This is a genomic window from Halomonas sp. ABH4_019 (assembly GCF_056159885.1).
The window spans coordinates 571,071-583,894 of record NZ_JBSWWC010000001.1 but is presented as its reverse complement, the minus strand read 5'-3'; the positions used below and the strand labels follow the sequence as shown (position 1 = coordinate 583,894).

Below are 12,824 nucleotides of genomic sequence, written 5' to 3'. Positions count from 1 at the left end.
GAACGTCGGGGGAGCGATCACTACTCGCTCAGCCCCTTGAACGCGGCGTCCTCCCGCTGCTTCTCATCCATGACGATGTTCTGCTGGGCGCCGGGGTCCATGAAGTAGAGCGTCATGTAGCCGCCGGCGCTGCGGTTGTAGGTGGGGCGCATCTGGCGAATGAAATCGGCGATCCGCGGATCGGGATGGCGCTTCTGGTAGATCTCCATCCACGAGAAGTACTGGTTGTCCTTGAGAAACCCGGTGTACTGCTCGAGGGGCGCCATGTCGCCCAGGGCCGCGGGGTCCTCGAAGATATCCAGGGCGAAGTCGACGGCTTCGTGGATGCGGTGGCCGTTGACCTCCAGGTCGAAGATGTCGTAGCCCTGGCGCGAGATGACCTGCATGTTGGTGATCAGGTAGAGCAGGGCATAGTTCTGGTAGTGGGTGGCGCGGCGGCCGCGTGCCACCTCCATGGGCAGGGCGCCCTCCTCGGTGAGGTCGTGCAGGGCGGAGTAGATGGCGCTGACGCCGAAGCGGAACAGCTCGTCGTCCTCGGTCAGCACGCCGACCATGCTGGCGTAGAGGGCGCGGCGGTAGAAGTGGTTGTTGCAGCAGCTGTTGCCCGGCTGGCCCGGGATGTCGGCGTGCTGGTGGGCCAGGCCGTTGAGCCAGGCCTCGATGCGCTGACGCTCTTCCTGCTGGCCGTCGAGCCCGGGGCGGACCACCGAGTAGGCCATGGCGGCGGCGAAGATCATCGATTCGGTGGCGAACCAGGCCTGGGGCTCCATGGAGTCGTAGTAGAAGTTGGTCAGCGCCTCGTCCCGGGCCCACTTGTCGAGAAAGCGCACCAGGCACTCGGCGTAGTAGTCGTCGCCGGTGGCCACGTAGCCGCCCGCCAGCAGCGAGACGTTGTCCTCGAAGCGGAACAGCGGCTCCGAGGCCAGCTCCCACTCCTCGGGACTGGGGTAGTAGCCGGGAATCCGCATGCGGGTGTCGATCGGCTCGTAGGCCATCAGCTGCGCGCAGCTGGTCCCGGTCGACAGCCGGTCGATCTCCTGCAGCAGGATGGGGTTGTCGGTGTCCTCGAGCATCGCCATGCGGGCCTCGACGTCGAAGTAGGAGGCATCGGGGGCCGTCACTTCATAGGCCGAGAGGTCGAGCTCGGCGCGCTCCTCGAGGGTCATGGCCTGGGCCGCGGTCAGGCCGCCCGCCCCCAGCCCGCACAGGGCCAGGGACAGGCCGGCAAGCAGCCGGCGGGGCGTAAGGGCGCGATCGAGACGGGACATGGGCATCGGCTCTCCTCGTGGGATGGGCTCAGGAGCGGGGGGCATGCAGGCGGAAACCGGCGAAATCGGCGTGCTGGTCGCGGGGCGTGCGCCACTCCTCGCCGCTGCCGCCGAAGAAGGTGGAGAACATCAGGCCGTCGATGGTGACCGCCTCGCTGGTGCGATAGACGATGCCGCGCTGCTCGAGGATCGGGCGCCCGTCCACCCACACGCGGGCCAGGCCGTTGTCCCGGCCCGGGTCGTTGAGGATGATTTCCTGCTCCAGGGTCACCCACTGGCCGGTGGGGAAGGTCCAGGCGCCGCGGCCCACCGACTTGCCGTAGTCCTCGTCCTGGTCGACGGCGTACTCGTAGAGTTCGCCCTGGCCGTCGGCGCGCCACATGTAGCGCATCGAGAAGCCGTTCTCGCCGTCGGCCTCCTCGCCGCCGCTGGGGGCCTCACCGCCGTACAGCCCGGGCAGCTTGCCGCCCTTGACGAAGTCGAAGCCCGGGGCGAAGCGCACCCGGTATTGCAGGCAGGCGCGCTCGGCGCCGGCCAGGGCCTCGGGGGCGGCGTAGAAGCCGGCGCCGCCCTCCTCGGCATCGCCGGGCGAGGAGGTGCCGGCGGGGTAGTGGACCCGCAGGCCGGGCTCGTCGAGGCCGGTCTCGCCGGCGGCCAACAGCTCGACGTTGTCCTCGGTGCCCCAGTCTCGCCGGGTGCCGAAGCCGTCGCGGACGGCGTCCTGGGCGTCCTCGGCCTGGCCATCGGGGGTCGGGGCGGCGACCACCGGGTAGCGGGTCGAACAGGCCGCCTCGCCGGGAATCGCGAGGGGCGAATCGTCGCCGTCCTGGGCCATGGCCGGGGCGGACAGGCCGGGCAGCAGGGCCAGCAGCAGGGCCAGGGGGCGCTTGCGGGAGATGACGTCGTCGACTGACATATCGGGCTCCTGTCGGAGGCCGCCGCTCGGGCGGCCGGGATGTCCTTGGGAAGGGGCGATCGGGGTCAGCTCGCCTGGCGTTGCTGGTCGGCGAGGGGCGATTCGTCGTTGTCCGCGCCGGTGACGCGCTCGACCAGGCCGCCGAACAGCTGACCGACGGCGCGGGCCCCTTGCCAGACCCACTCGGCGGTGGCGCCGACCAGCGGGGTCTCGGTGAAGCGCACGTCGACCGGCGTGCCGACGCTGTCGGCGGGCAGCGGGCGCTCCGGGACCAGCAGCACGCTGGCCACGTTCTGCTGCTGACGCACCCAGCTGGGGAAGCCGGCGCGCGGCTGGCGCTCGATGTCCAGTGCCACGCTGCGCACCCGGGCGCTGATCGGCCCCGAGGCGTGGGGCAGCGAGATGTAGGCCTGCTGGTCGGGATCGATGCGGTCGATGTCGTCCATGTGCACCAGGGCCTCGACCATGATGTCGTTCTCGCCGGTACGGATGAGCGTCATGATGCGCTCGCTCTCGTTGATGTAGGTGCCGTCGGAGCTGCTCAGCGCCCAGGCCACCAGGCAGTCGCAGGGGCTGTGGATGGCGTTCTGCGACTGCCGGGCCTCCAGCGCGGTGATGCGCGAGTTCTGGAAGTCCCGGGCGGTCTCGAACTGGTCGATGCGCGCCCGGGCGATCTCCGGCGACACGGTCTCGAAGCTCACCGATTCGCCGTTGGCGGGGCGCGCCGAGTTGGCCAGGCTGACCTGGCCGGTGCCGGCGTCGAGGTTTTCTTCCAGGTTGGTGATCAGCTGGCTGTTGTAGCGCTGGGCCGCCTGGGCCAGGATCAGGTCCGATTCCAGGTCGACGTTCTTGACGCTGGTCAGCCGCTTGTCGCGGGTCACCCGGTCGCCGGCCTGGAGATCGTGAGCCTGGAGGATGCCCGGTCCAGGGGCGCGGATGTCGATGCGCGGCGCGGTCACCGCGGCGAAGTTCGGCTCGATCAGCATGAAGTTGCGATAGGCCGTGGCGGCGGCCACCACGGCCAGCAGGCCGAGGGCCATGAACAGCACCACGTAACGGCCCAGCGGCCGGGGCGGGCGTTGGGCGCCCTGGCCCGCCCCCGCATCGCCACGCTTGCGGGGCGTCTGCGGGTCTTCGCCGGCCATCATCCCTTCGACGTCCATCTCGCGACCGCTGAGGCTGGCACGAACCACGCGACGCAGCAGCTCCAGGTGGCCGGGGGCGATGTCGGTGATCTCGAAGCCGGCCGTGTAACCGTGCTCCGTGGCCGTGGAGTGGCGGCACTCGGCGGCCACGGGAATGATCAGTTCGGCGCCGCCGGCCAGGATCAGCAGCGAGGCCTTGATCCTGGCCCCCTGGCGGATCGGCCGCGGGCTGTGAAACGCGAAGCCTCCCTGGGAGAGGTCCACGCCGTCGAAGACGTGGCCGTCCTCCATCTGCACCCGGAAGTCCCGGGCCACGCGGATGTAGCGCCGCTCGTCGCGCCGCTCGTGGGCGATGCCGGTGGCCGAGGGCTTGGGCTGCCAGTGGCGCCGTTCGTCCGGGCGGCCGCTCGCCTCGGCAGTCGGGTTGGGCCGTTCGTCGCGGCCGTGCGCTCGGGTGTCGGCGTCTTGCCGGTCGCTCAGCGTGGGTTCCCGGCGGTCGGGGGTGTCGGCGAAATAGTCGCTCATGATGTGTCTCCTGGAGAGATCGCCTGAGGCCTGTGCCCTTGGGATCGGCCAGGCTGTACGCGGATGGTCAGATCGACCAGGGTCAGGGTTCGGTCGTCGAGCGCCAGGGTGCAGCCCGCCGGGGCCTGGCAGGGCTCAGGGCGCCCGGTGTCGAGGCGCTGCCCCTCGGCATCGCGGAGGTGGCGGGCCAGGGTGGGGCCGATGTCCAGCGTGGTGGTGTGTTCGCCGGACGCGCCGGCCAGGCGCTCGCTGCGCAGTCGCTCATGGCTGTTCAGCTGTTCGATCAGGCCGGCGTCCAGGCGCAGCCTCTCGGGAGGCAGGCGCACGGTCTCGCCGGCGGCGCCATCGGCCAGGGCCATGGCCAGCCAGCGGTTGGCCGTGGCCTCGTTCTCGCCGGCGTCGGGCCCGCGCAGGATGGCCATGGCGGTGCGATCCGGGGGCTGCACCACGCCGGTGGCCAGCAACAGCGCATAGAGCATCGCGGCGACGAAGAAACCATGCAGCACATGGCCCATGCGCCGCTGCCGGGCCACGGCGCTCGGATTGTCCGGCTCGCCGGCGGAGATGCCCTGGCGCGACCATTTCTGGCGGTTGAAGCGAAAGCTGACATAGGTCTTGAGCAGGGCCCCGAAGACCTGGTTGTAGTAGATCAGCGGGATCCACAGCAGGCTGAAGCGGCCACGCTGCCAGGCCAGGATCAGCGTCGAGATGCTGCGCGTGAACAGGATCCACAGCAGATAGGCGAACAGGAACGAGGGGCGCACGAACAGCGTCACCAGGATCGCCACCATGGGGCCGATCAGGGTCGTCCACATGGACAGCCGCTGGTCGACCAGGCTCCACCAGGTGAACATGCCCATCGGGCGCGGCCCCAGGGCGATCGCCCGGCCGCTGGTGCGCAGCATGTTGCCGTACCAGCGGCGCATCAGGTCGGTGGTCGACTTGAAGAAGCGGCGCCGGTCCGGCAGCTCCTCGAACCCGGAGACGAAGACGTCCGGCAGGTAGAGCATCTGCCAGCCATTCTTGAGCAGCCAGTACCAGGTCGACTTGTCGTCCCCCGAGAGGAACTTGAACTGGCCGAAGCGCCAGTGGGCCACCTGGTCGTTTTCCACCAGCTCGATGAAACTGGGCTGGGTCGCCAGGTCGAGGCGGAAGGCGCTGTAGCGCCCGGTCAGCACCAGCAGGCGCCGCGATACCGACAGCGAGCTCATCACCAGGTGACGCTGGGCGTAGCGCAGGTCGTACCACTCCTTGGTGGCGTCGCCGCCGGTGACGATGGCGCTGTTGTTGGTGGTCAGCGCCCCCAGGTCCGGATGGGTGTGGAAGAATGACAGCGAGCGCGACAGGGTGCCCGGCTCGAGCAGGATGTCGCCGTCCATCGAGACCAGCAGGGCATCCGGGGCCGGGGCGCGGCGCGAGATGGCGCGCAGCACCTCGGCCATGGCCGAGCGCTTGCCGTCGCCCTTCTGGAACATGTAGCGCAGCTCGACGTTGGCCGGCCAGCCGAGGTCGTCCAGCACGTGGGTGATGATGTCGACGTCGGTGCGGTCGGACAGCGAGGCGAAGATCGTCGTCGGCACGCCATAGTCCCGCGCCTCGCGCACCAGGGCCTCGTAGACCCGATAGCTGACGTCGGCATCGATGCGAAACGAGGTGCACAGCACGTACAGCTCGCTGGGCCGGGCGGCGTCGCCGGCGGCGTCCGCGGCGGCGCGCAGGCGCGGGAAGACGCGCCGGTTGTACCACACCGAGCGCACGGCCTGGACGAACCACCAGGAGTAGCGCCAGGCGCCGATGGCGCCGATGGCGAAGAAGAAGCTCTTCGAGGCCGGCGAGAAGACCTCGGAGGGCAGTTCGCTGAGCAGCACCACCAGCAGGGTCAGCAGCAGCAGTAGAGCGGTGAGCTCGGTCGTCTTGCTGGCGACGGAGGTATGGTCGGGAAGCTTCGACATGGCGTGTCCTCAGGCCACGACGGGACGCACGGAGGCTCCCCGCCCGATGGCGTAGTAGGTCAGCCCGGCCCGCTCGGCGTCGAGCGGCGAGAAGAGGTTGCGGCCGTCGACGACGACCGGCTCGAGCAGCCGCTCGCGCAGCGCTTCGAAGTCCACGGTGCGAAAGGCCTTCCACTCGGTGCAGATCACCAGCGCATGGGCACCCTCCAGGGCCGCGTCGCGCTGCTCGGTCAGCACCAGGTCGTCGCGCTCGCCGTAGAGGCGACGGCACTCATCGGCGGCTTCCGGGTCATGGGCCTGAACCCGGGCGCCGGCCGCCCACAGGGCCTCCATCAGGGCGCGGCTGGGGGCCTCGCGCATGTCGTCGGTGTTGGGCTTGAAGGCCAGCCCCCACAGGGCGATGGTCTTGCCGGCCAGATCGCCGTTGAAGGCCTGGCAGAGCATCTCGAACAGCCGGGTCTTCTGGCGGGCGTTGACCCGTTCGACGGCTTGGATCATCTCGGCGGGGTAGCCGGCCGCTTCGGCGGTGTGGGCCAGCGCCTTGACGTCCTTGGGGAAGCAGGACCCGCCGTAGCCGCAGCCCGGATAGATGAAGTGATAGCCGATGCGCGGGTCCGAGCCGATGCCGTGGCGTACCTCTTCGACGTCGGCGCCCAGGCGTTCGGCCAGGTTGGCGATCTCGTTGATGAAGCTGATCTTGGTGGCCAGCATGGCGTTGGCCGCGTATTTGGTCAGCTCGGCGCTGCGCACGCCCATGAACATCAGCTTGTCGCGCTGGCGGCTGTAGGGGGCGTAGCACTCGCGCATCACCTGGCGCACGTGCTCCGAGTCGGTGCCCACCACGATACGGGCGCCCCGGGAGAAGTCCTCGATGGCGGCCCCTTCCTTGAGAAACTCGGGGTTGGAGCAGACGTCGAAGTCGATGTCGGTGCCGCGGGCCGCCAAGGTGTCCGCGACGGTGCGGGCCACCTTGCTGGCGGTGCCCACCGGGACCGTCGACTTGTCGACGATGATCCGGTACTCGGTCATGTGGCGGGCGATGGTCTCGGCCACCGTGAGCACGTGGCGCAGGTCGGCGCTGCCGTCCTCGTCGGAGGGGGTGCCGACGGCGATGAACTGGAGCAGGCCGAACTCGACCGCGGCCCGGGCATCGGCGGTGAAGTGCAGCCGGCCCGCCTCCAGGTTCTGATGGATCAGCGTCTCGAGGCCCGGTTCATAGATCGGGATGTCGCCCTGGCGCAGCTGCGCCACCTTGGCGTCGTCCACATCGACACACATCACCTCGTGGCCGACCTCGGCGAGGCAGGCACCAGTGACGAGTCCTACGTATCCGGAACCGAAGATGGTGATCTTCATGGGCGTTTTGCTCCTGGTCATGCGCGAAAGCGCACGCCGAGACCCGGCCCTCAGGGCGAGGGTCTCCAGCGAACGCGGGAATGCACAGGGGAGGAGCAAGAATCGCACCAATTAAAGAACGGTGTTTTTTATCAGCGACTTATCGCGGTGCCGAGCCAGGCGGTGGGCCATGGATGGGGGCCGTTCGGGCGAAAACCGTCGTCTCTCGGCAACAGCTTGGGCGGCGATGCGGGGAGGGCGCTCGCTCGGTCGGCGGTCGAGAAGGGGCCCTGGCTGCATCGCGTCGGCGGCGAGTCGAAGGGCCAGGAATCCGGCGAGACGCGCCCTGCGGCGGCATCGGCTGGATACCCGGAGAGCGGGCAGGGTGGAGGGAACGAATGCCGGGTCGGCGGGGTGTTGCGAGTCGTCGACACCGAACCTGGTCTGGCGCGAACTCGGGGCCTAGAACGAACGAGACGGCCCTCGGGCCGCCTCGTTCGGGGAGGGAAAAGCGCCTTAGACGCTCCTGGGTTCGCTCATCAGCGCCTTGACCAGGGCAAAGCAGCCGACCAGCAGCACCAGGGTGAAGGGCAGGCCGGTGGATACCGAGGCCGTCTGCAGGGCGGTCAGGCCGCCGCCCAGCAGCAGGGCGATCGCGATGGCACCCTCGATGATGGCCCAGAAGATGCGCTGTGGCTTGGGCGCATCGACCTTGCCGCCGGCGGTGATGGAGTCGATGACCAGCGACCCGGAGTCCGAGGAGGTCACGAAGAACACGATCACCAGCACGATGCCGACGAAGGAGGTGATGGCGGCCAGCGGCAGCTCGCCGAGCATGGCGAACAGCTTGAGCTCCAGGGCGGCGTCCTGGACGCCCTCGAAGCCGTCGCTCAGCACCTGATCGATGGCGGTGCCGCCGAAGGCGGTCATCCACAGCACCGAGACCAGGGTCGGTACCAGCAGCACCGCGATCAGGAATTCGCGCACGCTGCGGCCACGGCTGACCCGGGCGATGAACATGCCGACGAACGGTGACCAGGAGATCCACCAGGCCCAGTAGAAGGCGGTCCAGCCTTGGCTGAAGTTGGCATCCTCACGGCCGAAGGGCATGGACAGCGCCGGCAGGTTGACCAGGTAGGAGCCCAGGTTCTCGAAGAAGCCGGTGGCGATCAGCAGGGTCGGGCCGACGAAGATCACGAACAGCAGCAGCAGGAAGGCCAGCACCATGTTCAGCTGCGACAGGCGCTGCACGCCCTTCTCGACGCCGAGCAGGATCGAGCACAGTGCCACGGCGGTGATGCCCATGATCAACAGCACCATGGTGACGTTGGAGTTGGGCACGTCGAACAGGTAGCTCAGGCCGGCGGCCGCCTGGGAGGCGCCGAGGCCCAGCGAGGTGGCCAGACCGAACAGGGTGGCGAACACCGCCAGGATGTCGATCAAGTGACCCGGCCAGCCCCAGACGCGCTCACCGAGGACCGGGTAGAAGATCGAGCGCATGGTCAGCGGCAGGCCCTTGTTGAAGGCGAAGATCGCCAGGGCCAGGCCGACGATGGCGTAGGCGCCCCAGGGGTGCAGGCCCCAGTGGAAAATGGTGGCGGCCATGCCCAGCGACACGGCGCCGGCCTCGTCGCCGGCGGCGGCCCCCAGCGGCGCCCAGTCGGTGCGCACGCCATTCTCCATGCTGGTGCCACCCAGGGCGGTCCCGAAGTGGGTCAGCGGTTCGGAGACGCCGTAGAACATCAGGCCGATGCCCATGCCCGCGGCGAACAGCATGGCGAACCAGCCGGCGTAGCTGAAGTCGGGCGTGGCATGGGCGCCGCCGATGCGCACCTTGCCCAGTGGCGACAGCACGATGCCCAGGCTGACCAGCACGAAGATGTTGCCACCGAGCAGAAACACCCAGCTCAGGTTGCCGGTGAGGAAGGCGAAGATGGCATCGAAGACGGGCTCGATCTCGGCCTGCAGGGCCAGGGTCAGGATCACGAACACCAGGATCACCAGCGACGACACGGTGAAGACCTTGCCGTGCAGGTCGACATCCAGGCCGAACTTGTTGGTGGTGATGTTGTCCTGCCCGATCACGTAATCGGTATCGATGAGGTTGGCCGGCCCTTCGGGGGCGGGTATGCCCTCGCCGGCCGCCGCCTCGGGGGCTTTGTGGTCGTTCGTCACGGGATCTCTCCTTGTAGACGTCGAAGAACGAGGTGGGGGCATCAGGCCCGGGGGCGTATCAGGAACACCGATGCCCGAGTTTGAGTGGCGACCTTGCCGCCATGGGAGGGGATGATCACGTCCAGGTGCTTGGGCGGATGGGTCGGCATGATCACCAGGTCCGCACCGAGATCGTCGATGGCATCGACCAGCACGTCGTCGAGCTCGGTGGTGGGGTCGGGGCTGGTGATGACGCGGGCGCTGACCGGCTGGCCATGTACCTTGGCACGTTCCTGGGCGAAGGCCTCGAGCTTCTGCTGATATTCCTCTGGGGTACGCGCCACGGGCCCCGGGGTGGTGGCGGTGACCGCCACGTAGCAGACTTCCGCACCGTAGTGCCTGGCCTGGTCGGCCACCACTTGCAGCGATGGCTCGATCACGTCGAAGTGAGCGAGATCCACCGGCACCAGGATCTTCTTGAACATGCCTGCGCTCCTTACGGGTTGCGTCTGCGGGGTGACACGCTAAGTGTGGCCGTTTGACGACGATTCGGGGAATCGCCTTTTCAACGGGCCTCGTCGGACGCGTCGCCCACGTTACACCTTCCCTGTGTCATGCCGTGGTCAGAGATGGCGTGATGAGGCATCTCGGATAAACAATTCTAATCGAGTTTCGAATGGCTGATAACAGCCTGTTGGCAAAAGGAGACAGAAAGGCGAGGCCTGTTTCCTGGCGTCATCGCCGTGGCCCTGGGCGACATGGGGCGAGAGCGTTGGCGGTGGGCAGCTTCAGATGACGCCATGCCGATCGTTGGATCTGTATTTTTGATCCAATGTACATAATAAATATATTTTATCTAATCATGGCCGGCTCCTAAGGTAGGGTTCACAAGACCACAAGGAGACCCTTCCATGACCGAGCCCGTTTTCGAGACAGAATGCACCGACACGCTAGTGGTCGGTGGTGGACAGGCCGGCGTGGCCATGAGCGAGCACCTGGGCAACCAGGGGGTGCCGCATCTGGTGCTGGAGCGCGACCGCATCGCGGAGGCCTGGCGCACCCGCCGCTGGGATTCCCTGGTCGCCAACGGACCGGCCTGGCATGACCGTTTCCCGGGCATGGCGTTCGACGACGTCGACGCCGATGCCTTCGCCCCCAAGGAGCGGGTGGCGGCCTATTTCGAGGCCTATGCGCGCAAGATCGACGCCCCCATCCGCACCGGCGTGGAGGTCTGGAAGGTCGAGCGCAACCAGGGGCGGCCCGGTTTCACCGTCGAGACCTCCCAGGGGGTGATCGAGGCCAACCGTGTGGTGGCGGCCACCGGGCCCTTCCAGCGCCCGGTGATCCCGCCGATTGCCCCCGATGACGATCACCTCGTGCAGATCCACTCGTCCGAATACCGCAACCCGCGGCAGTTGCCCGAGGGCGCCGTGCTGGTGGTGGGGGCGGGCTCATCCGGGGTGCAGATCGCCGAGGAGCTGCAACGCAGCGGCAAGCCGGTCTATCTCTCGGTGGGCCCCCATGATCGTCCCCCGCGGGCCTATCGCGGGCGCGATTTCTGCTGGTGGCTGGGCGTGCTCGGCGAGTGGGATGCCGAGGTCATGAAGCCGGGCACCGAGCACGTCACCATCGCCGTGAGCGGCGCCGAGGGTGGCAAGACGATCGATTTCCGGCGTCTGGCGCATCGTGGCATGACGCTGGTCGGCCGCACCCGGGCGTTCACGGACGGCATGGCGACCTTCGAAGCCGACCTGGCCGATAACCTGGCCCGCGGCGATGCGAATTACCTGGCGATGCTGGACGCTGCGGACGACTATGCCGCCCGCAACGGCCTCGACCTACCCGAAGAGCCCGAGGCGCGGCGGATCCCGAGCGATCCCGACTGCGTGACCGAGCCGCTGCGCGAGCTGGATCTCAAGGCGGCCGGCGTGACCGCGATCGTCTGGGCCACCGGCTTCTCGGTGGACTATGGCTGGCTCGCCGTCGACGCCTTCGACGAGCATGGGCGGCCCCGGCATCAGCGGGGGGTGTCCAGCGAGCCTGGCGTCTACTTCCTGGGCCTGCCCTGGCTGTCGCGGCGGGGGTCCAGCTTCATCTGGGGTGTCTGGCACGACGCCAAGCACGTCGCCGACCACATCGCCACCCAGCGCAAGTACCTGGCCTACCACGAAGCGGCCCGGCGCCAGCAAGCGCCGATGTCAGCCGAGCCCCTCACCGACGACACCAGCGCAGAGAGAGTCAACTGATGCCGACGCATACTCGCATTCGCATGTTCAACACCCAGGAGACGTATCCCAACCAGGCGCTGGACAACGACCTCTGCCAGGCGGTGAGGGCGGGCAACACCGTCTATGTCCGTGGCCAGGTCGGCACCGACTTCGAGGGCAGGCTGGTCGGTCTGGGCGACCCGCAGGCCCAGGCCGAGCAGGCCATGAGGAACGTCAAGCAGTTGCTCGAGGAGGCCGGCTCCGAGCTCGACCATATCGTCAAGACCACCACCTACATCACCGATCCGCGCTTCCGCGAGCCGGTCTATCGCGAGGTGGGGCGCTGGCTCAAGGGCGTCTTCCCGATCTCCACCGGGCTGGTGGTGGCCGGGCTTGCCCAGCCCGAGTGGCTGATGGAGATCGATGTCATCGCCGTCATACCCGACGAGTCGGACGACGAGGAGGCCCATTCATGACCTTTTCCATTGCAGGCTTCTGCCGCGAGACCGGCCAGTTCGGTACCGCCATCAGCTCCTCGAGCATCTGCGTGGCCAGCCGCTGCCCCTTCATCACTCCCGGCAGGGGGGCGGTGCTGACCCAGAACGTGACCAATCCCGAGCTCGGACAGTTGGGCGTGCGGCTGCTCGAGGAGGGCCTCGACGCCGAAAGCGTGCTGGCACGGCTGGTCGAACACGAGGCATACCCCGAGTGGCGCCAGCTGCAGGTCCTCGATGCCGAGGGCGCGAGCGCCGTTCACAGCGGGGGCGAGACCCTGGGCATCCACGCCACCCGGCAGGGGCGAGATTGCGTGGCCGGCGGCAACATGCTCGCCGACACCGGCGTCATCGACGCCATGGTGGCGGCCTTCGAGGCCCGTGAGGGCGAGCTCGCCGAGCGCCTGCTGGCCGCCATGGACGCCGGCCTGGCCGCCGGGGGGGAGATGGGGCCGGTGTACTCGGCGGGGCTCAAGGTCACCGATCGGGCCAGCTGGCCGGTGGTCGACCTGAGGGTCGACTGGCACATCGCGCCGCTCACCGAGCTGCGCATGGTCTGGCAGCACTATCGGCCCCAGCGCGACGCCTATGTGCTGCGCGCGGTTCGCCCCGATGACTCGCCGTCCTACGGTGTGCCGGGGGACGGGCGCTGATAGCGTTCTAGCCGGACCGGCCCACGCCGGACAAGGCGAGGGGTGCCAGGGACAGGTTGAAAAGTAGGTCGTTTACCCACGGGCGAGGCGGAAGGAGAAGAACCTCCAGTGAAGGTGCTTCCCGCCGGGCGGGTTGGCCATGGAAGGCCAACCCAGGCCCTGCCAGCGGCGCAGG

Annotated in this window: 10 protein-coding genes; 3 read left to right on the top strand and 7 right to left on the bottom strand. The window is 68.3% G+C overall.

Going from position 1 to position 12,824, the window contains the following annotated elements; all coding sequences use genetic code 11:
• Window positions 1-20 precede the first annotated feature (20 nt).
• The 7 genes from ACXAFN_RS02650 to ACXAFN_RS02620 form a co-directional block, all read right to left on the bottom strand.
• On the bottom strand, window positions 21-1,268 hold the full coding sequence (locus ACXAFN_RS02650) for an alginate lyase family protein (RefSeq protein ID WP_474985940.1): 1,248 nt from the start codon (window positions 1,266-1,268) through the stop codon (window positions 21-23).
• Window positions 1,269-1,296: 28 nt separating this feature from the next.
• A complete protein-coding gene (locus ACXAFN_RS02645) occupies window positions 1,297-2,184 on the bottom strand; it encodes a polysaccharide lyase (protein WP_474985938.1) in 888 nt (295 codons plus the stop codon).
• 65 nt (window positions 2,185-2,249) lie between these two features.
• Complete coding sequence (locus ACXAFN_RS02640; RefSeq protein WP_474985936.1) at window positions 2,250-3,854, bottom strand: PilZ domain-containing protein; 1,605 nt, start codon at window positions 3,852-3,854, stop codon at window positions 2,250-2,252.
• A complete protein-coding gene (locus tag ACXAFN_RS02635; protein WP_474985935.1) occupies window positions 3,851-5,806 on the bottom strand; it encodes a glycosyltransferase in 1,956 nt (651 codons plus the stop codon). The genes ACXAFN_RS02640 and ACXAFN_RS02635 overlap by 4 nt, the downstream gene beginning before the upstream one ends.
• A gap of 9 nt (window positions 5,807-5,815) precedes the next feature.
• Window positions 5,816-7,162, bottom strand: a complete 1,347-nt coding sequence (locus ACXAFN_RS02630; protein ID WP_474985934.1) for a UDP-glucose dehydrogenase family protein — start codon at window positions 7,160-7,162, stop codon at window positions 5,816-5,818.
• Window positions 7,163-7,657: 495 nt separating this feature from the next.
• Window positions 7,658-9,316 (bottom strand): BCCT family transporter, encoded by a 1,659-nt coding sequence (locus tag ACXAFN_RS02625; protein ID WP_474985933.1) that lies wholly within the window; start codon window positions 9,314-9,316, stop codon window positions 7,658-7,660.
• Window positions 9,317-9,357: 41 nt separating this feature from the next.
• The gene (locus ACXAFN_RS02620; RefSeq protein ID WP_474985931.1) at window positions 9,358-9,780 is read right to left on the bottom strand and encodes a universal stress protein; all 423 of its coding nucleotides are present in this window, start codon (window positions 9,778-9,780) and stop codon (window positions 9,358-9,360) included.
• 426 nt (window positions 9,781-10,206) lie between these two features.
• Between ACXAFN_RS02620 and ACXAFN_RS02615 the strand changes: the two genes are divergently transcribed.
• Genes ACXAFN_RS02615 through ACXAFN_RS02605 form a run of 3 tightly spaced genes read left to right on the top strand, consistent with a single transcriptional unit; the run spans window position 10,207 to window position 12,649 of the window.
• A complete protein-coding gene (locus ACXAFN_RS02615) occupies window positions 10,207-11,541 on the top strand; it encodes a flavin-containing monooxygenase (protein ID WP_474985929.1) in 1,335 nt (444 codons plus the stop codon).
• On the top strand, window positions 11,541-11,978 hold the full coding sequence (locus ACXAFN_RS02610) for a RidA family protein (RefSeq protein ID WP_474985928.1): 438 nt from the start codon (window positions 11,541-11,543) through the stop codon (window positions 11,976-11,978). Before ACXAFN_RS02615 ends, ACXAFN_RS02610 begins: the two co-directional genes overlap by 1 nt.
• On the top strand, window positions 11,975-12,649 hold the full coding sequence (locus ACXAFN_RS02605) for a DUF1028 domain-containing protein (RefSeq protein ID WP_474985926.1): 675 nt from the start codon (window positions 11,975-11,977) through the stop codon (window positions 12,647-12,649). Before ACXAFN_RS02610 ends, ACXAFN_RS02605 begins: the two co-directional genes overlap by 4 nt.
• The last annotated feature ends 175 nt before the right edge of the window (window positions 12,650-12,824 follow it).